This window comes from Rhodopseudomonas sp. BR0G17 (genome assembly GCF_010907025.1).
Classification (GTDB): domain Bacteria; phylum Pseudomonadota; class Alphaproteobacteria; order Rhizobiales; family Xanthobacteraceae; genus Rhodopseudomonas; species Rhodopseudomonas palustris_H.
On record NZ_QUML01000004.1, the window covers coordinates 20,276 to 45,018 of the forward strand.

Annotated in this window: 22 protein-coding genes; 4 read left to right on the forward strand and 18 right to left on the reverse strand. The window is 64.8% G+C overall.

Annotated elements, in window-relative coordinates; genetic code table 11:
• Positions 1 to 28: 28 nt before the first annotated feature.
• From fliN to sciP, 5 genes are all read right to left on the reverse strand, one after another.
• Positions 29 to 376: a flagellar motor switch protein FliN gene (gene fliN, locus DY467_RS04890; protein WP_011156831.1), complete on the reverse strand. Its 348-nt coding sequence runs from the start codon at positions 374 to 376 to the stop codon at positions 29 to 31.
• A 17-nt stretch (positions 377 to 393) separates the two neighbouring features.
• Positions 394 to 1,020, reverse strand: coding sequence for a FliH/SctL family protein (locus tag DY467_RS04895; protein WP_107343409.1), 627 nt, complete (start codon positions 1,018 to 1,020; stop codon positions 394 to 396).
• Complete coding sequence (gene fliG / locus DY467_RS04900; RefSeq protein WP_011156829.1) at positions 1,020 to 2,108, reverse strand: flagellar motor switch protein FliG; 1,089 nt, start codon at positions 2,106 to 2,108, stop codon at positions 1,020 to 1,022. Before fliG ends, DY467_RS04895 begins: the two co-directional genes overlap by 1 nt.
• Positions 2,109 to 2,114: 6 nt before the next feature.
• A complete protein-coding gene (gene fliF / locus DY467_RS04905) occupies positions 2,115 to 3,731 on the reverse strand; it encodes a flagellar basal-body MS-ring/collar protein FliF (protein WP_107343408.1) in 1,617 nt (538 codons plus the stop codon).
• Positions 3,732 to 3,930: 199 nt separating this feature from the next.
• On the reverse strand, positions 3,931 to 4,206 hold the full coding sequence (gene sciP, locus DY467_RS04910; protein ID WP_011156827.1) for a CtrA inhibitor SciP: 276 nt from the start codon (positions 4,204 to 4,206) through the stop codon (positions 3,931 to 3,933).
• 231 nt (positions 4,207 to 4,437) lie between these two features.
• Between sciP and DY467_RS04915 the strand changes: the two genes are divergently transcribed.
• Positions 4,438 to 4,902: a hypothetical protein gene (locus DY467_RS04915; RefSeq protein WP_164634331.1), complete on the forward strand. Its 465-nt coding sequence runs from the start codon at positions 4,438 to 4,440 to the stop codon at positions 4,900 to 4,902.
• Here DY467_RS04915 and DY467_RS04920 read toward each other — a convergent pair.
• From DY467_RS04920 to DY467_RS04935, 4 genes are all read right to left on the reverse strand, one after another.
• A complete protein-coding gene (locus DY467_RS04920) occupies positions 4,874 to 6,469 on the reverse strand; it encodes an FAD-binding oxidoreductase (protein WP_164634333.1) in 1,596 nt (531 codons plus the stop codon). The genes DY467_RS04915 and DY467_RS04920 overlap by 29 nt on opposite strands.
• 95 nt (positions 6,470 to 6,564) lie before the next feature.
• Positions 6,565 to 7,470 (reverse strand): universal stress protein, encoded by a 906-nt coding sequence (locus DY467_RS04925; RefSeq protein ID WP_107343405.1) that lies wholly within the window; start codon positions 7,468 to 7,470, stop codon positions 6,565 to 6,567.
• A 90-nt stretch (positions 7,471 to 7,560) separates the two neighbouring features.
• Positions 7,561 to 10,305, reverse strand: a complete 2,745-nt coding sequence (locus DY467_RS04930; protein ID WP_164634335.1) for a cation-transporting P-type ATPase — start codon at positions 10,303 to 10,305, stop codon at positions 7,561 to 7,563.
• A gap of 259 nt (positions 10,306 to 10,564) precedes the next feature.
• Positions 10,565 to 10,987, reverse strand: coding sequence for a hypothetical protein (locus DY467_RS04935; RefSeq protein WP_164634337.1), 423 nt, complete (start codon positions 10,985 to 10,987; stop codon positions 10,565 to 10,567).
• A gap of 179 nt (positions 10,988 to 11,166) precedes the next feature.
• On the opposite strand from DY467_RS04935, the gene cobS reads away from it, so the two are divergent.
• Positions 11,167 to 11,964, forward strand: a complete 798-nt coding sequence (gene cobS, locus DY467_RS04940) for an adenosylcobinamide-GDP ribazoletransferase (protein ID WP_164572161.1) — start codon at positions 11,167 to 11,169, stop codon at positions 11,962 to 11,964.
• 116 nt (positions 11,965 to 12,080) lie between these two features.
• Here the strand turns inward: cobS and DY467_RS04945 are convergent, their stop codons facing one another.
• From DY467_RS04945 to urtA, 7 genes are all read right to left on the reverse strand, one after another.
• Positions 12,081 to 12,425, reverse strand: coding sequence for an FmdB family zinc ribbon protein (locus DY467_RS04945; protein ID WP_011156820.1), 345 nt, complete (start codon positions 12,423 to 12,425; stop codon positions 12,081 to 12,083).
• A 232-nt stretch (positions 12,426 to 12,657) separates the two neighbouring features.
• Positions 12,658 to 13,887, reverse strand: a complete 1,230-nt coding sequence (gene fmdA, locus DY467_RS04950; RefSeq protein ID WP_107343401.1) for a formamidase — start codon at positions 13,885 to 13,887, stop codon at positions 12,658 to 12,660.
• A 36-nt stretch (positions 13,888 to 13,923) separates the two neighbouring features.
• A complete protein-coding gene (gene urtE, locus DY467_RS04955) occupies positions 13,924 to 14,613 on the reverse strand; it encodes an urea ABC transporter ATP-binding subunit UrtE (RefSeq protein ID WP_011156818.1) in 690 nt (229 codons plus the stop codon).
• 144 nt (positions 14,614 to 14,757) lie between these two features.
• Positions 14,758 to 15,513, reverse strand: a complete 756-nt coding sequence (gene urtD, locus DY467_RS04960) for an urea ABC transporter ATP-binding protein UrtD (protein ID WP_164634339.1) — start codon at positions 15,511 to 15,513, stop codon at positions 14,758 to 14,760.
• A 10-nt stretch (positions 15,514 to 15,523) separates the two neighbouring features.
• On the reverse strand, positions 15,524 to 16,675 hold the full coding sequence (gene urtC / locus DY467_RS04965) for an urea ABC transporter permease subunit UrtC (protein ID WP_107343400.1): 1,152 nt from the start codon (positions 16,673 to 16,675) through the stop codon (positions 15,524 to 15,526).
• A 14-nt stretch (positions 16,676 to 16,689) separates the two neighbouring features.
• Positions 16,690 to 17,616: an urea ABC transporter permease subunit UrtB gene (urtB, locus tag DY467_RS04970; RefSeq protein WP_107343399.1), complete on the reverse strand. Its 927-nt coding sequence runs from the start codon at positions 17,614 to 17,616 to the stop codon at positions 16,690 to 16,692.
• Positions 17,617 to 17,787: 171 nt separating this feature from the next.
• Complete coding sequence (gene urtA / locus DY467_RS04975) at positions 17,788 to 19,050, reverse strand: urea ABC transporter substrate-binding protein (RefSeq protein ID WP_011156814.1); 1,263 nt, start codon at positions 19,048 to 19,050, stop codon at positions 17,788 to 17,790.
• Positions 19,051 to 19,306: 256 nt separating this feature from the next.
• Here urtA and DY467_RS04980 point away from each other — a divergent pair, with 256 nt between their 5' ends.
• On the forward strand, positions 19,307 to 22,675 hold the full coding sequence (locus tag DY467_RS04980) for a hybrid sensor histidine kinase/response regulator (RefSeq protein WP_164634341.1): 3,369 nt from the start codon (positions 19,307 to 19,309) through the stop codon (positions 22,673 to 22,675).
• Positions 22,665 to 23,591, forward strand: a complete 927-nt coding sequence (locus tag DY467_RS04985; RefSeq protein ID WP_107354584.1) for a response regulator transcription factor — start codon at positions 22,665 to 22,667, stop codon at positions 23,589 to 23,591. Before DY467_RS04980 ends, DY467_RS04985 begins: the two co-directional genes overlap by 11 nt.
• On the opposite strand, the gene DY467_RS04990 is transcribed toward DY467_RS04985, so the two are convergent.
• A complete protein-coding gene (locus DY467_RS04990) occupies positions 23,588 to 24,541 on the reverse strand; it encodes a YihY/virulence factor BrkB family protein (protein WP_164634343.1) in 954 nt (317 codons plus the stop codon). The genes DY467_RS04985 and DY467_RS04990 overlap by 4 nt on opposite strands.
• A gap of 41 nt (positions 24,542 to 24,582) precedes the next feature.
• On the reverse strand, positions 24,583 to 24,741 hold the full coding sequence (locus tag DY467_RS04995; RefSeq protein WP_164634345.1) for a hypothetical protein: 159 nt from the start codon (positions 24,739 to 24,741) through the stop codon (positions 24,583 to 24,585).
• Positions 24,742 to 24,743: the final 2 nt, after the last annotated feature.

Consider the following 24,743-nt stretch of genomic DNA (forward strand, 5'->3'; position numbering starts at 1 on the left):
CTGCCGCGCGAGTCCGCGCGCTTCGCGTTTAAGTGTCCGCCTTGATGATTTCCGTCATGGTGACGCCGAGCTTGTCCTCGACCAGCACGACTTCGCCGCGTGCCACCAGGCGGTTGTTCACATAGATGTCGATCGCCTCGCCGACGCGGCGATCGAGCTCCAGTACTGCGCCGGGTCCGAGCTTGAGCAGCTCGCCGACGTCCATCTTCGATCGGCCAAGCACGGCCGACACCTGCACCGGCACGTCGAACACCGCCTCGAGATCGGCGGCAACGCGCGAAATCTGTTCGTCTTCCTGGTAACCGACGTCGGCCAGCGGCGGCGCATCGGCACCGTTGAGGTCGGGAAGCGGCACCTGGCCGTCATTGTCGCCCATGTCTCACCTTCCTCTTGTCATCGGCCGCTGTTGCGCGATGCCATATAGCGGCCCACCAATTCGTCGATCTTGGCTTCGACGGTGGCGCGCTCCAGCACCACGCCGCCGTCGGCCCATTCGATCTTGCAGTCGCCGCCGGCGATTTCCGGATCTGCCAGCAACACCAGACGGCCTGCGAAACCGCTCTGCTTGGCGAGCAGCTCGATGCGCTCGCGCGCGGCCTCGTACACAGCGTCATTGATCCGCACCACCAGATGCGGCGTCGCCACCAGATGGCGGAAACATTCGCCGACCAGCGCGGTGATCTCGGCGAGCGGTTCGGCGGCGATCAGTTCGCCGCACAGCTTGCGCGCCGCGGCAATCGCGACTTCGACCGCTTCGGTCTCCATCCGGGTTTCGACACCGCCAATTCCGCTGGCGATCACGTGCATCGCCTGCGCGACCTGCTCCAGCGCCATCGCACTGCGCCGCTGCGCCTCGACTGAGGCTTCGTTCTGACCGGCGGCAAATCCGTTCTGATAGCCGCGCTGCTCGGCGGCGGCGACGGCCTGCGCCAGCTCGGCCGCGGCGATCGCCTTCTCGCGGGTCTTCTCCGGTGCCCCGAAATCGTCGTTGAACAGAAATTTCTGTGCGGGAGCGGCCATCAGTACACCAGTTCGTCGTCGGCGCGGTTCTTGGTCAGCACGATCTCACCCTTGGCGGCGAGATCCTTGGCGAGGTTGACGAGCAGCGCCTGCGCCTCGTCGACGTCGCGCAGCCGCACCGGACCGAGCGCGGCCATGTCGTCCATCAGCATCTTGCCGGCGCGCGACGACATATTGCCGAGGAAGAAGCCGCGGACTTCTTCGTTGGCGCTCTTGAGCGCGATCGCCAGCTTGTCCTTGTCGATGTTGCGCATCAGCGTCTGCGCCGAGCCGGCATCGAGCTTGACCAGATCGTCGAAGGTGAACATCAGCGCCTTGATGCGCTCGGCGGACTCGCGGTTGTCCTCTTCCAGCGAGGTGATGAAGCGGGTCTCGGTCTGGCGGTCGAAATTGTTGAAGATTTCGGCCATCACCTCGTGGGCGTCGCGGCGGCGGGTCTGCGACAGGTTGGACATGAATTCCGAGCGCAGCGTCTTCTCGACGCTCTCGATCACTTCCTTCTGCACCGCCTCCATCCGCAGCATGCGGTTGATGACGTCGAGCGCCATGTCCTCCGGCAGGATCGCCAGCACCTTGGCGGCGTGCTCCGGCTTCAGCTTCGACAGCACCACGGCGGTGGTCTGCGGGTACTCGTTCTTCAGATAATTGGCGAGCACCTCTTCGGAGACGTTCGAGAGCTTCTCCCACATGTTGCGGCCCGCGGGGCCGCGGATTTCTTCCATGATGCCGGTGACGCGGTCGGCCGGCAGATATTTCTGCAGCAGCCGCTCGGTGGCGTCGTAGTTGCCCATCAGCGCGCCGGAGGCCGACATCCGCGACACGAATTCGAGCAGCAGATCTTCGACCGTTTCGGGCTCGATGGTGCCGAGCGTCGACATCGTCATCGACAGCTCGCGCACTTCTTCGTCGTCGAGCAGTGACCAGATCTTGCCGCCGTATTGTTCGCCGAGCGCGAGCATCAGGATGGCGGCGCGCTTCGGCCCGCTCAGCGGCTTGCTGGGCGCGCGGCCGCTCTGACGCTGCGCCAACGTCGCAACGACGGAGGCGATGTCATCCTGACTGGTTGCTGGGACGGGCGCGTCGGCCATGGCGGATTAGGTTGCGGGTTCGGCCAGCCATTGACGAATAATGGCGGCGGTTTCGTTGGGATTGCGTTCGGCGAGTTCGCCGACCCGGTGCACGGATTGGGCGTGAACCTGGCCCTGCACCTGGGCGATATCGATCATGCTGGGCACGCTGGCCGGTACCGGCTGACCATCGGCGCCGATCTGCGGCACGGTGCCGTCGGCCAGCGCCGGCAGGCCGCCGACCGCTTCCGGCGCCGGCTCGGCGGCGAGGATTCGCTTCACCAGCGGGCGGATCACCATGAACAGCACCACCAGGCCGAGCAGGAACATCACCCCGAGCTGGATCATGTTCATGATGTCGTCCTTGGTGAACTGGAACATCCCCATCAGCCCGGCCGGCTCCGGCAGCTTCTCGATCTGCGGCGCCTCGGCGAACTTCAGATTGACCACTTCGATCTGGTCGCCGCGCTTCTGGTCGAAGCCGATCGCCGAGCGCACCAGCGCGGCGATGCGGTCGAGCTGCTCCTTCGGCCGTTCGGCGTAGACCAGTTCGCCCTTGTCGTTCTTGGTGTAGGCGCCGTCGACCAGCACCGCGACCGACAGCCGGTTGACGCGGCCGGCTTCAGTCACCTCGGTCTTGGTGACGCGCGAGATCTCGTAATTGTTGGTCTCTTCCGACTTCTTGCTGACGTCGCGGGCGCCGGCGCCCTGGCCCTGGTTGGCGCCGGGCAGCTCGTTGTTGACGGTGACCTGGCCGTCCGCTGCCGAGGTCGCGGCGGACTCTTCCCGGGTCTGGCTCGACCGCAGCACGCGGCCTTCGGGGTCGAACTTGTCGGAGGTCTGGGTGATCTTGTTGTAGTCGAAATCGGCTGAGACCTGGACGCGGGCGCGGCCGGAGCCGACGACCGAGGACACGATGCCCTCGATCTGATTGCGCATCCGCTTTTCGAACGCGGCGCGGCGTTCGTCGCTGGTGGCGCCTTCGACCTGCTCCCCGCTGGCCGAGCCGTCGGCCAGCAATTGGCCGGCTTCGTCGACGATCGACACCCGCTGCGGCTTCAGGCCGTTGACGGCAGAGGCGACGAGGTGGCGGATGGCACGCACCTGCTGCGGCTCCAGCGCGCCCCGCACACGCAACACGATCGACGCCGACGGCTCCGGCGCCTCCCGCGAAAACAACGGCCGCTCCGGCAGCACCAGATGCACGCGCGCCGCCTGCACCCGATCAATCGCCCGGATGGTGCGCGACAGTTCGCCTTCGAGCGCGCGCAGATGATTGATGTTCTGAACGAAGCTGGTGGTGCCGAGCGCGTCCGACTTGTCGAAGATCTCGTAGCCGACGCCGCCGCCCTTCGGCAGGCCGCCTTCGGCGAGCTTCATCCGCAGCCGCGTCACTTTGTCCTTCGGCACCATCAGAATGGCGCCGTCGTTGCGCATTTCGAACGGAATGCCCTGGCGCTCCAGCTCCTTGATGATGCTGGAGGAGTCCTCAACGCTGAGATCCGTATAGAGGGTCGTCATCTGCGGCTGCGACACCCGCATGATGACAAAGGCGAAGAATCCAACCAGCGCAACCGTGACGGCAATCATCGCCATCAGCCGGGCGGCTCCCAAGCCTTTGAGAAAACCCAACAGATTCTGCAAGAAACGCCCCTCGGATGCGCAGCACGACCGACCGGCGGGCTCAGCCTCCCCGCACGGCTAGGCAAATCTTGCCTATGGGATGGTTTCCATATGGTTAACGAGTCTTAACGGACTGCAAAAACCCTTGAAAATACTGAAAGCCGGCTTCCCGAAACGGGGCCGGCTTTCGTCAAATCGTCAAAACCTGGAAAGGATTTGTTTACTGGCGATACTGCTGGATTCGCGTTGTGCGCAGGCCGGCCAGACCGTGATGGTCGATCGAGAACTGCCAGGACAGGAATTCGTCCACAGTCAGCGTATATCGGCTGCACGCCTCCTCGAGGGAGAGCAGACCGCCGCGGACGGCAGCGACGACTTCGGCCTTCCGGCGGATGACCCAGCGCTTGGTGCCGGGTGCAGGCAGGTCCGCGATCGTCAATGGGCTTCCATCGGGCCCGATCACGTATTTTACCCTCGGGCGGTGGGGCTCTGTCATGGCGTACTCACAACTCGCAAAGCACTCAACTCACACGATTAACCTAAGCGAGCCGGCTTAAAATTTGCCTAAGCGAGCTACAGGATTGTTCAGGTTGGTGTTAGTAAAGCGGTAACGAATGGCCGCCGCCCAGAACGGCTCAAAACGCCCGGCCTGATGTGATTACGTGGTTGGCCGACAATCCGAAGGTTCGGCTTTCGAAGCAGCGATCGATCGTCTAGTGCTGACAGCATGAGTGACGACAGCGCGCCGGCAACGAAGCCCACCACCAACTCAAGCGTGATTGCGAGCGACAGCTTGCATGCGGTCGCACTCGACGACTCCACACTCGCAGCAGTCGATCAGTGGGCCGCGAGCCGGTTGCTGTCGCGGGCTGAGGCGCTGGGGCGTCTGGTGCAACTGGGGCTCAGCATCGCGCCGGGGGCGCGGCCGCCGCTGGCGATCGCGCCGGACCGCGCCGTCGAACTCGCCGCGTCACAGATTCACGCGCTGATCGATGCAGAAGCGCCGCCGGAAGAGCGCGACCGGCGGATCGCGCGGCTGGTCGAAGGACCGCCGGAATTCGTCGAAGCGCGGGTCGACCTGCCGCGTCGCCGCGCCACCGATCTACTGACGGATGACAACTCCGTGTTGCCGCCACCCGCGCCCGGGACGCCGCAGCGCCGCGTTACGGATCGATCAGCACTCCCGGATTGAGTATCGCCTGCGGATCGAGCTCGCGTTTGGCGGCGCGCAGCGCGGCGGCGAACAAGTCCGGCCGCTGACGGTCGTACCATTTGCGATGATCGCGCCCGACCGCGTGGTGATGGGTGATGGTGCCGCCCGCCGCGATCAGCGCATCGCTCGCCGCATCCTTGATCGCCTGCCATTGCTCGAGCAGCTCGCCATGCCGGCCAAGCGCATGAAAAGAGAAGTACGGCGCCGGCCCGTCGGGATAGACGTGCGTAAAGCGGCAAGTGACTTCGCCCTTGATCCCAGTCGCATCAAGGATCGCCTGCTCGGTCGCCGACTTGACGCTGTCGTGGAAGCTCTCGAACCGCTCCCAGGTAATCGACGTCTCAAAAGTGTCATTGATCAGCCCGGCGGGGGTCAGGAATTCGCGTGCATAAGGCATCCGGATGAAGGCGTTACGCCACAGCCCGGCGGCGCCTTCGAGATGCGCTGACGCGGCTTCCGCCTCCTCCTTGGTGCCGCCGTGATCCGCGCAGCATTCCAGCGCCCGCGCCATCCACGGCTCGACCGGATGATCGCCGCTCTCGAACGCCAGCACCATGATGGCAACGCTGCCGTCGGCAGCACCGGTGTTGTACGCCTCCTGCGGATCGAGGATGCGGCAGTTGGAAGGATAGAGGCCAGCCTGGGCGACCGCGCGAACTGCGCGCGCCGCAGCGAAGAAGGTCGGGAAGCGCACGGACGCGCCGGCGCGAAACGTCGGGCGCGATTGCAGCCGCATCCATGCCGCCGAGATCACGCCGAGGATGCCTTCGGAGCCGACAAACATCCGGTCCGGACTCGGGCCGGCGCCGGAGCCCGGCAACCGTCGCGTCTCGAGCACGCCGCGCGGCGTCACCACACGGACGCTTTCGACGAAATCGTCGATGTGGGTGTAGAGGCTGGCGAAGTGACCGCCGGAGCGGGTCGCGATCCAGCCGCCGAGCGTGGAATATTCGAAGCTCTGAGGGAAGTGCCGCAGCGTGACATTGTGCGGCTTGAGCTGCGCTTCCAGTACCGGGCCGTAAGCGCCGCCCTGGATCAGCGCCGCGCGCGAGGTGGCGTCGACCTCCAGCACTTTGCCGAGATGACGGAGGTCGAGCGTCACCGCCGCGTTGTAGCGGCTGCCGTCGACCCGGCATTCGACGCCGCCGCACACCGAGGAGCCGCCGCCAAACGGCGTCAGCGCCGCACCGGCGCCGCCGGCCCAATCCATCACCGCGGCGATCTCGGCCTCGTCACGCGGATAGGCAACGACGTCGGGCGCCGCGTCGTAGTCGCCGGCCATGCCACGGACGTAATCCGGATAGGATTTGCCGTAAGCATGGGCGGCGCGGTGATAGACGTCGACCGCGCAAATTTCCGACAGCGATTTCGGCGGCACAATCCGCGGCTCGCGGAGCTTGATGTCGTCGAGAGGTACGACACCAACAGTGTCGAAGCTGTCGCGGCCGAACTTCGCTTTGTACCGGCCGAGCACGAAGGCCTGCTCGGCCTCGGTCATCCCCTCGCCTTCCCGACCCCAGCCGTAGTGCTTCAGCCGCGCGCCCATCGTCGACCTCCCGGTTGTCGCCGGCGAGGTACCGATGCCGCGCCGATCGGCGGGTAGTGTGACGGGCAATGCCGAGGCCGGCAAGCCGGCTTGGCTCAGCTCGCAGCGTCGCGCACAGGTACCACCAGGATGTCGCGCTGCAGGCGGCGCAAGACCTCTTCGGTCACGCTGCTGAGCAATAGCCGCACTGCACCACGCCGCGCATGGGTACCGATCACCACCAGATCCGGCCTCAATTCGGTGGCGGCCTCGATAATATCGGTGGCGGGGCCCGCCCCCTCCTTGACCACGGTCGAGTAGTCGACATCGTCGAGCTGCAGCGGCTCGAGGAAGCGCACCAGATCACGCACCGCATCGGTGCGAGTGTCGACCAGATAGTCATCGAGGCTGGTCTTATCGACACCAGCGTAATTCAGCATGCCAGCCGCCGCGGCGTCGTAGACGTGCATCACGATCAGCTTGGTTCGCTGCAGCAGGCCGAGCCGTCGCGCGGTCTCCAGCGCCTGAGCCGAGCAATCGGTCAGGTCGACCGGCGCAAGGCTTTTGGCATAGGGCAGCGCCGGGTCGAGATTGGCCATCAGCACCGGCACGGTGCTGTTGCGGATCACCCGTTCGGCCGTGGTGCCGGCGAAGATGTCGCGCAGGAAGGCGCGGCGGTGGCTGCCGACGACGCACAAATCCGCACCATGCTGGTGGGCGGCACGGACGATGGCGTCGAACGGCGTGCCGAGCAGCACCAGCGGCGTGCATTCGAGGCCAGCGAGATAAGTGTGTTCGCGGATCGCGTCGGCGAGCGCGGACTCGGCGAGTTCGACCTCGACGGCGACGATGTGCTCGGGCTGATCGTCATCGACCACATGGGCGATCACCAACCGAGCGCCGCTCTGCCGGGCGAGAGCTGCGGCGCGGCGCACCGCACGATCGGAGCGCGCCGAGAAATCCGTGGCAGCGAGCACCACTTTCAGGCCGAACATCATATCGGGACGGGGCAGTTCGTTCATGATGAACCTCGTCGTTACTAAGGGCCGCGTGACCACACGCGATGGAAGCGGCGTGGCGGCATGGTGCCGTGCGCGCCGCGATGAAGCCGGTTACGGCTCGAGACTGCGCAGCGCGCCGATCCGGCGCATTACCCATTTCTCGAGTTCGAGCACGATCATCAGCACCACGCCGGCGCCGATCACCACGGCGCCGTCGACCAGCGAGATCGGCGTGGTGGCGAACAGGCTGTGCATGAAGGGCGCGTAGGTGAAGGCGATCTGCGCGGCGATCACCACCACCAGCGCGGCCAGCACCGGCATGGTGCCGAGCGCGCCGCGCAGCGAGATCGAGCTGGTGTGCAGATAGCGGACGTTGAACAGGTAGAAGATCTCGAACACCACCAGCACGTTCACCACCATGGTTCGGGCGGTGTCGAGCGACAGGCCCTTGCCGAGCGCGAAGAAGAAGATCGCCAGCGCGCCGACCGTGAACAGGAACGAGACGAAGAAGATCCGCCACACCAGAAAGCGCGACAGTAGTGGCGCGTGCGCCGGCCGCGGCGGCCGCTTCATCACGCCCGGCTCCGGCGGCTCGAACGCCAGCACGAGGCCGAGGGTGACGGTGAGAATGAGGTTGATCCACAGGATCTGCACCGGCGTCATCGGCATGGTGAAGCCGAACAGGATCGCGACGATGACGGTGAGGACCTCGCCGCCATTGGTCGGAATCGTCCAGGCGATGACCTTGCGGATGTTGTCGTAAACGGTGCGGCCTTCCTGCACCGCGGCGACGATCGAGACGAAGTTGTCGTCGAGCAGCACCACCTGCGAGGCTTCCTTGGCGGTCTCGGTGCCCTTGTGGCCCATCGAGATGCCGACATCGGCCTGCTTCAGCGCCGGAGCGTCGTTCACGCCGTCGCCGGTCATCGCCACCACCGCGCCAGTCGATTGCAACGCCTGGACGATGCGCAGCTTGTGCTCGGGATTGGTGCGGGCGAACACATCGGTACGACGCGCCAGTTCGACGAAGCCGGAATCCGGTGTGCGGTCGAGATCGGCCCCTGTGACGACGTCGGGATGGTCGGTCAGATTGAGTTGCCGCGCGATCGCTTCTGCGGTCGCGGCGTGGTCGCCGGTGATCATCTTCACGACGATGCCGGCGGAGCGGCATTCGGCGATCGCTTGGATCACCTCGTCGCGCGGCGGATCGATGAAGCCGACCAGCCCCATGAATGCCAGCCCTTCGTCGAGATCGGCAAAGCCGAGCTGATCCGACGGCCGCGCCGGAGAACGCAGCGCGAAGCCGAGCACGCGCTCGCCTTCCGCCGCTGCACGCGCGATCTGCGCCGTCCAGAATTCCTGATCGATCGGATGCAACGCCCCGCCGGGGCCAACTTGCGTCGCGCACATCGCCAGCAGCCGTTCCGGCGCGCCCTTCACGAAGATCACCTGCGCACCGGAATCCGTGGCGTGGCGGGTCGCCATGAAGCGATGCTGTGCGTCGAACGGAATTTCGTCGGAGCGCTTCCACGCCGTTCGCTCAGTGTCGGGATCGAGCCCCGCCTTGATCGCAAGCGCGACCAGCGCACCTTCCATCGGATCGCCATCGACGACGTGATGGCCATCGACGTGACGGAGTTGCGCATCGTTGCACAGCAGTGCCGAGCGAACGAGCTGCATCGCCGACGCCACTGCTTCGGGGTTGTCCTTGCCATCGACGGTGAGATCACCCTTCGGCACATAGCCGGAGCCGCTGACAAGGATAGTGTGATCGGCGGTGACGATCCGGCGCGCGGTCATCTCGTTGCGCGTCAGCGTGCCGGTCTTGTCGGAGCAGATCACCGAGGTGGCACCGAGGGTCTCCACCGCGGGCAGGCGGCGAATGATGGCGTTGCGCTTGGCCATCCGCTGCACGCCGATCGCCAGCGTGATGGTGATCACTGCGGGCAGGCCTTCCGGCACAACCCCGACCGCGAGCGCCACCACGGCGATCAGCGCATCGGCCCAGGCATAGTCACGCACCAGCGTGGCGAAGGCGAAGATCGCCGCCGCCGCCGAGATCGCCACCCAGGTGAAGCGCTCACCGAACTTGTTGATCTGGGCGAGCAGCGGCGTCGCCAATTGCTCGACGCCCTGGATCATGGTGCTGATGCGGCCGATCTCGGTGCGCGCGCCGGTCGCGACCACGACGCCGAAGCCCTGCCCGGCCGACACCAGCGTGCCGGAGAATGCCATGCACAGCCGGTCGCCGAGCGGCGCATCCACCGCCGCGGGCTGGTCGTGCTTTTCCGAGGCCACCGACTCGCCGGTCAGCATCGCCTCGTCGATCAGCAGGCCGCGGGCGCGGGTGAGCCGCAGATCCGCCGGCACGCGGTCACCGGCCTCGATCATCACCACGTCACCGGGCACCAGCTCTTCAGCCGGCACCACAACGCGGTGGCCGTCGCGCCAAGCATGCGCGCGCGGCGAGATCATCTTCTTGATCGCGGCCAGTGCCTTCTCGGCCTTGTCTTCCTGGATGTAACCAACGATCGCATTGATCGTCACCACCGCGACGATCACCGCGGCATCGATCTGGTGGCCGAGGAACCCCGCCGCGACCGCGGCCGCGAGCAGGAAGTAGATCAGCGTGTTGTTGAACTGCGACAGAAACCGCAGGATCGCCGAGCGGCGCGGCGGCTCCGGCAGCGCGTTGGGTCCGTAGCTCTGCAGCCGGCGTTTGGCCTCGTCGGTGCTGAGGCCGCCGCGGTTGGTGGCGAGGCCAGTGAGGACGCGATCGGCATCGATCGCGTGCCACATCTCGTCGGACGCCTGATCGTTCGGGCCCTTGATGTCGGCTTGCAGCAGTTCGGTCATGGTGGGATCTCGACGTCTTCGGCTCGACAGAAACGCTGCGGCCCGGAGTCGGAACGCCTCCCTTGAAGAGATGCGTCCCTGGCCTCGGCTCCGTCCGGTCCCAAAGACGGGATCGGCCGCGCAGCGCGATGGGCGGAATCGGAGAAATGCCGGACGGCGGCGCCGCAGCGATCAGGCGAGGAAAGACTCAGCGCCTCGCGCCGTCAGACGACGGTTCGCTCGATCGGACTTGGCAACGCACGGAAATCGCGGCGTGGGACTACGCGGCTATCGGCGGCCGCAGCTGCGGCGGCTCGCTGCGATCGAGCATCGGCTCGGCCAGCGGCAGGTGCACGCGCGTGGTCTGATCGCAGCCGATGGTTCTGAACGACACCGGGCTCAGCGCATTGGCGCTGTCGGTGGTCATGATCTCCGGATCGTCACTGAGATTCAGCGGCGGCACCGGCGGCGGCGTCTTGACGAAGACAAGCTCAGGCCGCGGCGCCTCGTGGGCCGATGCGGCCGAGACGTTGCCAAGAACGAGCACAACGAAAGCGCAGACACAGATCGCCGCCTTGAGCCACAGGCGCAATGCAGCGGACGTCGTCCGGCCGTCGCTATATCGTTCAAACTGCATCGTCAGGAAGCGTACCCCATCTGGATCAGGAGTGACAAAGGTTAGCTGCCGGCGATTGGCCGTCACATTGACCTCTATCAAGGGGTTAGCCGTTTGGATGCGGCGGGTGGTCACAGCCGGCAGAAGGTCGCGGCGACTTTAGCCGGGTACCGAGACACCGCGCGCCAGCCTGTCGACGGCGTACGCGGGCGCTTTACCGTAGCGGCTCGGGCGCGCAGTACGGCGGCTTCCGCAAAGGCAGATTCATGACCGACTCCCCTCAGATTTCGCGGCCGACGCCGACGCTGGCGCAATTGCTCGACGCCGTGCGCTTCCTGACCATTCTGCCAGTACCGAGCGCCGACCGCGCGCCGGAGCCGGACTGGCTGATGCGGGCGATGACATTCTTTCCTGTTGTCGGCGTCGGCATCGGCGTGGTGTCAGCAGCGGCGATGATCGTCGGCACCTCACTGTTCGGGCCGACACTCGGGGCCCTCCTGGCGGTGACCGCCTCGATCGCGCTGACCGGCGCCTTTCACGAGGACGGCCTCGCCGACACTTTCGACGCGTTCGGCGGCGGCTGGACGGTCGAACGCCGGCTGGAGATCATGAAGGACAGCCGGATCGGCACCTACGGTGCGCTCGCGCTCGGCATCGGGGTCGCATTGCGGGTCGCGGCGCTGTCGCTGCTGCCGCTCTGGGCGGCGCTGGCCGCGCTGGTCGCCTGTCATGCGGCATCGCGCGGTGCTTCATGCCTGGTCGCGCACCGGATGAACTACGCCGGCAATACCGCGGCGATGAAGGCGAGCTACGCCGACACCACACTGCGCAAGGACGAACTGGTGCTTGGCGGGATCGCGGTCGCGCTCGGCGCGCTGCCGCTGCTGCTGGTGTCGCCGATCGCGGTGGTGATCGGACTTGCCGCAGGCAGCGTTCTTGCAGCCGCGATGGCCGGCTGGGCCAAGCGGCTGATCGGCGGCTATACCGGCGACGTGCTCGGCGCCAGCGAGCAACTATTCGAGATCGGCTTTCTGCTCGGCGTCGCGGCAGTGATTGCCGGATAGGTCGGTCTTTCAGGTCCCCGCGTCACTGCGAGGAGTAAAGCGAACGCAACAATCCCGAAGCTCGGTGTACCCGACTCCTGGATTGCTTCGCTTCACTCGCAACGACGGGGCCATAATCAGTGGCTGATCATCCACGGCCGCGCGGTGGGGAAGCCCTTGGCGCCGCTCTTGGTGCGGGTCTGCAGCCGGGCCGGCTTTTTGATCCCCGAACAGCAACTGCAGCCGGGCGCATGCTTGGCTTTGTATTCGCCGACCGTCATCGGCGCGTTGCGGCTCTTCTCGTTGGTGGCGTGTGCATTGCGCTGCGACGCCGGCATGCAGGAGAAGTTTGGCGCCGTGAGGATCACCCGCGGCGACGAGGTCTCGCAGGTCGGGCAGAGCTGCGGATCGTCGCATTCGGCCATCGGCCGCAGATCGGTGAACGGCCCGCAGGCGTCGCACATATATTCATAAACAGGCATCGTCGTTTCCCTTGCGCTGACGATTTGTTCGGACCTGTGCGATGGGAGCGGGGCGGAAAGAACGCCCCGTCCCGCTCCCCGTCGCGCAGGGAAGTCTGTGAGCTTCGGCCGTACCCTGCGTCATTGCGAGCGAAGCGAAGCAATCCAGTGCCTTGCACTGAGCTCATGGATTGCTTCGTCGGCTGCGCCTCCTCGCAATGACGTCAGGGCTGATCGGCCTGGCTCGGAGTTCTTACTTATCCGGCGAGATCGGCATCTGGACGTCGCCCTTGATCGCCTTCACCGGGCCTGCCGAGGTCGGCATCATGTCGAAGTCGAAGATCTCGGTCGGCAGCCACAGCGTGGCGCAGGCGTTCGGAACGTCGACGACGCCCGAGATGTGGCCCTGCACCGGCGCGGTGCCGAGGATCGAGTACGCCTGGGCGCCGGAGTAGCCGAACTTCTTCAGGTACTCGATGGCGTTGAGACAGGCCTGACGATACGCCACGGTGACGTCGAGGTAGTGCTGCTGGCCCTGCTCGTCGACCGAGATGCCTTCGAAGATCAGATAGTCCTTGTAGTTCGGCGTCACCGGCGACGGCTTGAAGATCGGGTTCTTGATGCCGTACTTCGAAACGCCGTCCTTGATGATGTCGACCTTGATGTGCAGCCAACCGGCCATCTCGATCGCACCGCAGAAGGTGATCTCGCCGTCGCCCTGGCTGAAGTGCAGATCGCCCATCGAAAGACCGCCGCCGGGCACATAGACCGGGAAGTAGATCTTCGAACCTCGCGACAGGTCCTTGATGTCGCAGTTGCCGCCGTGTTCGCGCGGCGGCACGGTGCGGGCGCCTTCGGCCGCAGCCTTGGCCTTGTCGTCGCCTTTGAGCTTGCCCATGTGGGCGGTCGGGCCGAACGGCGGATTGGCGAGGCCAGGCACGCGGGTCGGGTTGGTGGCGATCAGCGCGGTCTCACGCTCGTTCCACGCCGACAGCAGCTTCGGATCGGGCAAGCAGCCGATCAGGCCGGGATGGATCAGGCCGGCGAAGTTCACGCCCGGGATGTGGCGCGAAGAGGTGTACATGCCCTTGAAGTCCCAGATCGACTTCTGCGCCAGCGGGAAGTGGTCGGTGAGGAAGCCGCCGCCGTTCTGCTTGGAGAAGAAGCCGTTGAAGCCCCACATGCTCTCGGCCTTCGGGCCGATGTCGAGCAGATCGACGACCAGGAGGTCGCCGGGCTCGGCGCCCTTGACGCCGATCGGGCCGGACAGGAAGTGCACGATCGACAGGTCGATGTCGCGAACGTCGTCGGCCGAGTCGTTGTTCTTGATGAAACCGCCGGTCCAATCATAGGTCTCGACGATGAAGTCGTCACCCGGATTGACCCACGCGGCCATCGGAATATCCGGATGCCAACGGTTGTGGACCATCTCGTTGTCGTATGCGGACTGCGTGAGATCGACCTTAATCAATGTCTCTGGCATCGGAAGCTCCCCTTGTTACCAGTGGACGTGTGAAAACTAGACGGACAGATATTTCGCGACCTGCGCCTCATCGACGCTGGCGCGCGGCTCATCGCGAACGATTTCGCCGTTTTCGATCACCAGCACCCGATCGGCGACGTCGAGCGCGAAGCTCAGCACCTGTTCGGAGACGATGATCGAAAGACCTCGGCTGTCGCGGATGCGCTTTAAGGTGCGTGCCATCTCGCGAATGATCGACGGCTGGATGCCTTCGGTCGGCTCGTCGAGCAGCAGCACCTTCGGCTTGGTCGCGAGCGCGCGCGCGATCGCGAGTTGCTGTTGCTGGCCGCCGGACAGATTGCCGCCGCGCCGCCCCTTCATTTCGAGCAGCACCGGGAACAGCTCGTAGATGTCTGCCGGCACTTCGCTGTCGCCGGAGGCCGCAAGCCCGGTTTCGATGTTCTCCTTCACCGTCATGGTGGAGAAGATCATCCGCCCCTGCGGCACGTAAGCGAGTCCCTTGGCGACGCGCTCGTAGCTCTTCAGACCACCGAGCTCGATGCCGTTCATCGCGATCGAGCCCTTGCGCTGCGGGATGATGCCCATCAGCGACTTCATCAGCGTGGTCTTGCCCATGCCGTTGCGGCCCATGATCGCGACGATCTCATTCGGCGCGACATCGATATTGAGCCCGTGCAACACCTCGCTCTGGCCATAGGCGACGTGCAGATCGTTGATAGCGAGCATCGGGATCTCCTCTAATTGGCCGGAGCAACAAAGAACGGCATTGCGAGGAGCGAAGCGACGAAGCAATCCAGCGCAGTGCACGGAGCTGGATTGCTTCGCTTCGCTCGCCATGACGGGGGAGAGGCGGTGCGCATCAGCAACCTCCTAGTGGCCGAGATAGACTTCAATGACCTTCGGGTCGTTCTTCACCGTGTCCATCGAGCCTTCAGACAGGATCTGGCCCTGGTGCAGCACGGTGACCTTGTGGGCGATGTCTTCGACGAACTTCATGTCGTGCTCGATCACCAGCACCGAGCGGTCTTTGATGATGGTGTGGAGCAGTTCGGCGGTCTTGACGCGCTCGGACACGCTCATGCCGGCGACCGGCTCGTCGAGCATCAACAGGTCGGGGTCTTGGATCAGCAGCATGCCGATCTCGAGCCACTGCTTCTGGCCGTGGCTGAGCAGATCGGCGCTCATGCCGAGTTTGTCCTTCAGGAAGATCGCTTCAGCGACCTCCTCGACGCGCTCGCGCACCGCCGCGGTGCGTTTGAACGCCAGCGCGCCGAACACCGAGCGGCCCTGCGGATAGGAGATCTCCAGATTTTCGAACACCGTGAGGTCTTCGTAGATCGACGGCGTCTGGAATTTGCGGCCGACACCGGCCTGGACGATCTCGTTCTCCTTCATCTTGGTGAGATCCTTGCCGCGGAAGTGGATCGCACCGGAGGTCGCTTTGGTCTTGCCGCAGATCAGATCCAGCACAGTGGTCTTGCCGGCGCCGTTGGGGCCGATGATCACACGGATCTCGTTCTCCTCGACGTAGAAGGACAGATCGTTGACCGCCTTGAAGCCGTCAAACGAAACCGTGAGCCCTTCCACGGCGAGCAGGAATTCGGGCGGTTGATGGCCGATCAGCATGGTGTCCTCCTCATTCCGCCGGGGCGCCGTCGGCCACCCGGCCGAACGACTTGCCGCCGGTAGGATCCGAACCGGGCTTTCGCTTGGAGATCAGCTTGCCGAACAGCGGCTGGACGTAATCGCGCCAGATGCCGGCGAGACCATTCGGGAAGATCAGCACCACCGTGATGAACAAGGCGCCGAGACCGAACAGCCAGAGCTGCGGGAAGGATTCCGAGAGCGAGGTCTTGGCGAAGTTGACCACCAGCGTTCCGTAGATCGCGCCAAAGATCGACAGCCGCCCGCCGACGGCGGTGTAGATCACCATCTCGATCGACGGCACGATGCCGACGAATGACGGCGACATGAAACCGACGTTGAGGGTGAACATCGCGCCGCCGACCGCCGCGAACATCGCCGCGAGGCAGAACGCGAAGATCTTGAAGTTGGCGACGCTGTAACCGGAGAACCGAACCCGGTCCTCCTTCTCGCGCATCGCCACCAGGATGCGGCCGAGCTTGGAGTGACGCACGAACAGAGCCAGCAGGATCGCACCGAACAGGAACGCGACTTCGACGAAGTACAGCACGACCTTGGCGTGATCCGGACGGATGTCCCAGCCCTTCAGCGTGCGCAGGTCGGTGATGCCGTTGATGCCGCCGGTGTAGCCCTGCTGGCCGATGATCAGGATGGTCATGATCGCGGCGATCGCCTGGGTGATGATGGCGAAATACACGCCGCCGACCCGGCGCTTGAACATCGCCGCACCGATCAGGAAGGCGAACACCGCGGGCACCACCAGGATGGCAATCACCGTGACGGTGAGGCTATGGAACGGCTGCCAGAACCACGGCAGATGCGTGATCTGGTTCCAGTCCATGAAGTCCGGGATGCCCGGCGTCGACTGGATCTTGGTGTTCTCGACGCTGGATGCTTCCAGCTTGAGATACATCGCCATGCAGTAGCCGCCGAGGCCGAAGAACACGCCCTGGCCGAGGCTGAGAATGCCGCCGAAGCCCCAGCACAGCACCAGGCCGATCGCCACGAAGGCGTAGGTCAGATACTTGGCGACGAGGTTGAGGCGGAATACGTCCAGCGACAGCGGCAGGATCACCACCAGGAGCACGGCGAGGACGGCGAGGCCGAGCAGATCGGCACGACTGAGAAAGCGCGGGCTTTCCATGACGGAGGCTCCTGTTACTTGCGGACCTTGAGGGCGAACAGACCTTGCGGCCGCACCATCAAGATCGCGACGATGGCGAGCAGCGTCAGCACCTTGGCCATCGAGCCGGACATGAAGAACTCCATGGTCGACTGCGCCTGGGAGATGCTGAAGGCCGAAGCGATGGTGCCGAACAGACTGGCGGCGCCGCCAAACACCACGACCAGGAAGGTGTCGACGATGTAGAGCTGGCCCGAGGTCGGTCCGGTCGAACCGATCATGGTGAAGGCACTGCCCGCGATGCCGGCGATGCCGCAGCCGAGGCCAAAGGTGAAGCGGTCGACCCGCTCGGTGTTGATGCCGACGGCGCCAGCCATCACGCGGTTCTGCACCACGGCGCGAACCTGGCGGCCCCAGCGCGACCAGAACAGAACGTAGAAGACCGCGACGGTGATCAGCGCGGTCAGCGCCATCACAAACATGCCGTTGATCGGAATCTCGATTGAATCGGTGACCTGCTTGGAGCCGAGCATCCACTGCGGCAGCTCGACGCCGACTTCGCGCGCACCGAAGATCGACCGGTAGGCCTGCTGCAGGATCAGCGACAGCCCCCAGGTCGCCAGCAGGGTATCGAGCGGACGCTTGTAGAGATGGCGGATCAGCGCCCACTCCACCAGCATCCCGAGCGAGCCTGAGGCGATGAACGCCAGGATCATCGCGATGAAGAAGTAGCCGGAGAACAGCGACGGCAAATAGGCTTGGAAGAAGTTCGACGTCATCCAGGTGACGTAGGCGCCCAGGATCATGAACTCGCCGTGGGCCATGTTGATGACGCCCATCTGGCCGAAGATGATCGCGAGGCCGAGGGCCATCAGCACGTAGACGGAAAACAGAATGAGCCCCGCGAAGCCCTGCATCGCGAAGATCGCGCCGAGATCGCCAATCGAATATTCGCCGAACATGAGGCTGCCCCTGGATGGAATGGATCTGAACTCGGTGGTGGTCGGTGGCGCCCCTCCCCGCTCTCGGCGTCATCGCCGGGCTCGACCCGGCGATCCATCTTCTGCGAAGGAGATGGATGCGCGGGTCGAGCCCGCGCATGACGCGGAGTGCGTGGGAGCGTTCGCCGACCCTTACTGGTAGCCCTTCGGGAACGGATCGGGCTCGACCAGGTCGGCGGTTTCGTAGATCAGCTCGTACTGACCGTCCGCCTTGGCGCGACCGACGCGGGTCTTCGACCACAGATGGTGGTTTTCGTGGATCCGGACGTAACCTTCCGGCGCGCCCTTGAACTCGACACCCGGCGAGGCCGCGGCAACCTTGTCGATGTCGAACGAGCCAGCCTTCTCCACCGTCAATTTCCACAGCCACGGGCCGAGATAGGCAGCCTGGGTGACGTCTCCGATCACCGTCTTCGGACCCCACATCTTGTGGAATTCCTCGACGAACTTCTTGTTGTTCGGGTTGTCCAGCGACTGGAAGTACTTCATGCAGGCGTAGGCGCCAGCGATGTTTTCGCCGCCGATGCCGTCGATTTCGTCCTCGGTCACCGAGATCGTCAGCAGTGTCTGCTTCGACAGATCGATGCCGGCCGCCTTGAGCTGCTTGTAGAACGCGACGTTCGAACCGCCGACGATGATCGCGTAGATCACGTCCGGCTTGGTCAGCTTGATCTTGTTGATCACCGAGTTGAACTGGGTGTGGCCGAGCGGGAAGTACTCTTCGCCGACGACCTTGCAGCCCTGCAGATGATTCTCGATATGCTTGCGCGCGATCTTGTTCGAGGTGCGCGGCCAGATGTAGTCGGAGCCGAGCAGGTAGAAGCTCTTGGCGCCCTTGGTCTTGTTGACCCAATCGAGGCCGGCGATGATCTGCTGGGTGGCTTCCTGGCCGGTGTAGATGACGTTCTTGGACTGCTCGAGGCCTTCATAGAAGGTCGGGTAGTACAGCATGCCGTTGTACTGCTCGAACACCGGCAGCACCGCCTTGCGCGAGGCCGAGGTCCAGCAGCCCATCACCGCGGCGCACTTGTCGTTGACCAGGAGCTTCTTGGCCTTTTCGGCGAAGGTCGGCCAGTCGGACGCGCCGTCTTCCTGGATGTACTTGATCTTGCGGCCGAGCACGCCGCCTGCGGCGTTGATCTGTTCGATCGCCAGCTTCTCGGCCTGCACCGAGCCGGTCTCGGAGATCGCCATGGTGCCGGTCACCGAATGCAGGATGCCGACCGTGACCTCAGTATCCGTCACCGCGAGTCCGGTCGTATTGACCGCAGAAGTTGCAGGCGCCTGCGCGAACGACGTCCGCGGCAACATCGTGAGGGCGGGAATCGCCGCCATCCCCATCAGCAGTTTACGCCGGAGCGGCGAATTCAGGCCCGTCTTGTTTTCGTCTGACATTAACTACCCCTTCGTGGTTCGTGGGACGCGAGTGCAGTCGGGGAAACGATCGACGAATTCGGCGGCTGGACCGATACGCAAGATCACGTATGTTGCATCGCAAGATCGCGACGTAGGTTTTTCACGCGGCGGGATCTCGGGTCGCGGTGCCGTAACAACGAGCTTGAGGCTGACAAATTACGCGCGCCGTGACGGCAAAACCGGCAACGTCGCCGGCGGATCGGCGCTAGTGTCGGGCAAAGATGAGGAGAAGCGCGTGGCGGGGCGGCAGCGCATAGATCGCGTTCGGCGCCAGTACAATCAGTGGGTCGCCAACCAGACCCTCGAAGACTACGCGCTTCGCTTTACTGCCAAGAGCTCGCGCCGGTGGTCGGCAGCCCGCGTCGCCAACACGGCGCTCGGCGCGATTTCGTTCCTGGCGCTGGAAGCGATCGGCGGCACCATCACGCTGAACTATGGCGTCACCAACGCCACCGCGGCGATCCTGGTGGTCAGCGTGATCATCTTCTGCTGCGGCCTGCCGATCGCGTACCACGCGGCCAAAGGCGGCGTCGATATCGACCTGCTGACCCGAGGCGCCGGCTTCGGCTACATCGGCTCGACGGTCACGTCGCTGATCTATGCCTCGTTCACCTTCCTGTTCTTCGCGATCGAGGCGGTGATCCTCGCCAACGCGCTGGAACTGTGCTTCGGCCTGCCGCTGCCGATCGGCTACTTCTTCAGCGCGGTGGTGATCATCCCGGTGGTGACCTATGGCATCACGCTGATCAGCCGGTTCCAGCTTTGGACCCAGCCGTTCTGGATTCTGCTGCACATCCTCCCGTTCGTCGCGATCGCAGTGAAGAGCCCGGAGTCGTTCGCCGCCTGGACACGCTTTGCCGGCGAGCAAGGCAGCCCGGATGGCAAGCTCGATCTGCTGCTGTTCGGCACCGCGGCTTCGGTCGTGTTCGCGCTGGTGGCGCAGATCGGCGAACAGGTGGACTTCCTGCGCTTCCTGCCCCGTGATCGCCGCGCCTCGCGGGGCGCCTGGTGGGTGGCAATGATCAGCGCCGGCCCGGGCTGGATCGTGCCCGGCGCGCTGAAGCTACTGGCCGGATCATTCCTGGCCTATTTCGCGCTCAGCCGGGGCGCGCCGCCGGATCAGGCGGCGGAGCCGGCGCACATGTATCTCGAGGCGTTCCGCACTGTGCTGGAGCAGCCCGGCCTGGTGCTGGCGCTGACCGGCGCGTTCGTGATCCTGTCGCAGATCAAGATCAACGTCACCAACGCCTATGCGGGTTCGATCGCCTGGTCCAACTTCTTTTCGCGGCTGACCCACAGCCATCCCGGCCGCGTCGTCTGGCTGGTGTTCAATGTGCTGGTGGCGCTGCTCTTGATGGAGATCGGCGTCTATAAGGCGCTGGAGCACACGCTCGCGCTCTACTCCAACGTCGCGATCGCCTGGGTCGGCGCCCTGGTGTCCGATCTCGTGGTCAACCGACCGCTCGGGCTGCGGCCGAAGCACATGGAGTTCAAGCGCGCGCACCTCTATGACATCAATCCGGTCGGCGTCGGCTCGATGACGATCGCGACCGTGGTGTCGATCAGCGCGTTCTATGGCGTGTTCGGGCCGACCGCGAAGGCGCTGGCGCCATTCGTGGCGCTGGTGGTCGCGTTCGTCACCGCGCCGATGATCGCCTTCGTCACCGGCGGCCGATTCTACATCGCGCGCAAGCCGAAGCGGGCCTGGCAGGGCGTCGAGTCGATCAAGTGCTGTATCTGCGAGCACTCGTTCGAAGCCGAAGATATGGCGTCCTGCCCGGCCTATGCGGGGCCGATTTGCTCGCTGTGCTGCTCGCTCGATGCCCGCTGCCACGACCTGTGCAAGCCGCACGCGCGGATCGACGCGCAATTCACCGATGCGCTCGGCAAGATGCTGCCACAGCGGGCCTACGCGCTGCTGAACTCGCAGGTCGGACACTATCTGACCGTGTTCGCGGTCTCGATCGGGCTGATCGGACTGTCGCTATTCCTGATCTATCTACAGGTCGCGACCGCCAACGAAACGCAGCAGATCGAGCTCGCCGAGATTCTGTGGAAGCTGTTCTTCGCGCTCACCATCATCGTCGGCGTGGTGAGCTGGCTGTTCGTGCTGGCGCGGCTGAGCCGACAGGCGGCCGAGGCTGAGACGCGGCGGCAGACCCAGCTGCTGATGCAGGAGATCGACGCTCACCGCCAGACCGACGCCGAGCTGCAGCGCGCGAAGGAGGCGGCCGAGTCCGCCAACCTCGCCAAGAGCCGCTACGTCGTCGGCCTCAGCCACGAGCTGCGGTCGCCGCTCAACGCCATCAGCGGCTACGCGCAGCTCTTGGAGCAGGACAACACCCTGCCGCCGCGGCCGCGGGACCAGATCCGGCTGATGCGGCGCAGCGCCGATCATCTGTCGGGGCTGATCGACGGCCTGCTCGATATCTCGAAAATCGAGGCCGGCCGGCTGTATCTATCGCGCGACGAGGTGCGGTTCGGCGAATTCCTCGATCAGCTCGTCGGCATGTTCCGGCTGCAGGCCGCCGCCAAGGACATCGAGTTCGTGTTCAAGCGGCCGCAATATCTGCCGCCGATGGTCTATGCCGACGAGAAGCGGCTGCGTCAGGTGCTGATCAACCTGCTGTCGAACGCCATCAAGTTTACCCAGGAAGGCAGCGTCCACTTCATCGTGCACTATCGCAACCCGGTGGCCGAACTCGAAGTGCGGGACACCGGCCCAGGCATTCATGCGGATGATCTGGAGCGCATTTTCGCGCCGTTCGAGCGCGGCGCGCTCGGTGCCGCGCAGCCACACACCGGCACCGGCCTCGGCCTCACCATCAGCAAGCTGCTCGCCGGCGTGATGGGCGGCGACCTCACTGTCACCTCGACGCCTGGCAAAGGATCGACCTTCCGGGTCAAGCTGCTGCTGTCCGAGGTCACCAATCCGACCCGCACCCGCTCGATCCGCGCCCCGGTGCTTGGCTATCACGGCGCCCGCAAAACCATCCTGGTGACCGACGACGATCCGGCGCAGCGCGGCCTGCTGCAGGACACGCTGGCGCCGCTCGGCTTCATCGTGCTGGTGGCGACCGACGGTTATTCCTGTATCGACCTCGCCGAGCACTGCCAGCCCGACCTTTTCCTGCTCGACATCTCGATGCCCGGGATGGACGGCTGGACCGTGGCCGAAACGCTGCGAACCCACGGCCATCATAACGCGCGCATCCTGATGCTGTCCGCGAGTGCGCTGGAGGCGCACGGCACGCTGCTGTCGCAGCCGTTTCACGACGCCTATCTGATGAAGCCGGTCGACATTCCGCGACTACTCGAACTGATCGGCCAGTTGCTCAAGATCGACTGGATCTACAAGGGCGAGGCGAGCGCCGCGGCACAGAATGCCACCGAGATTCAACATCCGCCGATGCAGCACGTCGAGGAATTGATCGAGCTCGGCAAGATCGGCTACATCCGCGGAATCGAATCCAAGCTCGATCAGATCCACACCGATTATCCGGAGACCTGGGCGTTCGTGTCGCAGATGCGAACGATGGTCGAGCAGTTCGACCTCGATTCCTACATGAAGACGCTGAACACGCTGTATCGCCATGAACAATGATTTGAAAAAGCGCGATATCGCTCTGGTCGTCGACGACTCTCCCGAGACGCTGCGGATGCTGACCGACGCGCTCGACGGCGCCGGCATGACCGTGATGGTCGCGCTCGACGGGGCCGCGGCGATGCGGATCGTCGAACAGATTACGCCGGACATTATTCTGCTCGACGCGGTGATGCCCGGCATGGACGGTTTCGAGACCTGCCGAAGGCTGAAGCGCAGTCCCGGTCTGTCCGACGTGCCAGTGATCTTCATGACCGGACTGTCGGAGTCCGAGCACATCGTGCGTGGGCTGGAAGCCGGCGGCGTCGATTACGTCACCAAGCCGATCGCGATCGTCGAGATGCTGGCGCGGATTCGCGTACATCTGAACAACGCCCGCGTCAGCCAGAGCGCGCGCGCAGCGCTGGATGTGTCGGGACGTTTCCTGCTCGCAGTCGACCGGCTCGGCAAGGTGCTGTGGGCGACGCCGCAGGCCCAGAAACTGCTCGCCGCCGACGGCGCGCCGGAGGACGGCTTGCGGCTCGATCTGCCGAAGCCGTGGCTCGAATGGCTGGAGCAGGTGCACACCGGCCTCGCCCAGCCGAAGATGCCGATGAAATCCTCGATGCTGCGCAACGACGAGCTGCGGCTGCAATACATGGGCAAGCTCGGGCCCAACGAATTCCTGCTGCGGCTGGGCCGCGACACCGCGACCGAAGCGCCGGCACAGTTCTCGGCGGAGTTCGGCCTCACCAGCCGGGAAAGCGAAGTGCTGGCGTGGCTCAGCAAGGGCAAGACCAACCGCGACATCGCGCAGATCCTGGGGCTCAGTCCGCGCACCGTCGACAAGCACCTTGAGCAGATCTATGCCAAGCTCGGCGTCGAAAACCGCACCGCCGCGGCTGCGATCGCCACCAATGCGAGCCGGCGAGACTAACTGCTTGGCTCGGTGCGTCCGAGCCGGCCTGCGCGGGCTTCGATCTCGGCATTGAGTTCACCGCCGGCCAGCACGACGATCGCGGTCATCCACATCCAGATCATCAGGCCGATCGCCGCACCGAGTGAGCCATAGGTCGCGTTGTAGTCGGCGAAATTGGCCAGGTAGTAAGACAGCGCAGCCGAGCCGGCGAGCCAGCTCAGCGTCGCGACAGCACTACCCGGCACCACCCAGCGCCACGGCGGCGCGGAGCGGTCAGCCGCGGTGCGATACAACAAAGCGAGGCCACCGAACGTCAACGCCGCCAGCACCGGCCAGCGCCCGACATCGACCACCACCGCAACCAGGCTGCCGAGCCCGATCCGCGCCAGCACGATCGGCGCCGCAATCACGAGGCCAATGGCGGCCAGCACCGCACCAAGCGCGCCGAGCGTGAACAGCAGCGAGAATCCATTGAGCTTGAAGAAGCCGCGCTGCTCGTCGAAGTCGTACACTGCATTCAGCGCGTCGATGATCGCTTTGACGCCGCCATTGGCGCTCCACAGCGCCAGCGACAGGCTCACCAGGAAGGCGAATCCAAGCTTGGTCTGGCCGTTCGCCAGCACGCGTCCGACCTGATCCTCGATCACCGAGTAGGTGCCGGCGGGGACGATCGCGGCGAGCTGCGCGAGGTGGCCGCGGATGGTGCCTCCGTCGGTGAACAGCGCGTAGGACGACACTAGAGCGGTGATGGCGGGAAACAGCGCAAGCAGCCAGTAGAACACCACTCCGGCGGCGACCAGCGGCAACCGATCATCGCCGATCCGCCGGTAAGTGCCGAGCGCGATCGGCTTCCACTCGGCGCGCAGGACCTGCCACGGGGAGGTGAGGTCAGGACGCGGCTCTGCCGGGGCGCTCCTAGGAGTCGCGCGCCACCGTCGGCGCACAGCGGGGCTCGGCTCCGCGTTCATGTCGGATGCTTCAGGATGAGACTTGGATTGATAGATTTGGATTAGTGCGTATTGGACTCTTGCCAACGCTCCAGATCCGGCTTGTCGAGCGGGTTCTGGTCATCGACTTGCGAGCTTTGCCCCGGCTTTTTCCAAGGCTCACGCGTGCCGCTCTTCGTTGCGTCGCCGGGGCGATCGTCAGGCGCCTTGTCGTTAGGCATCG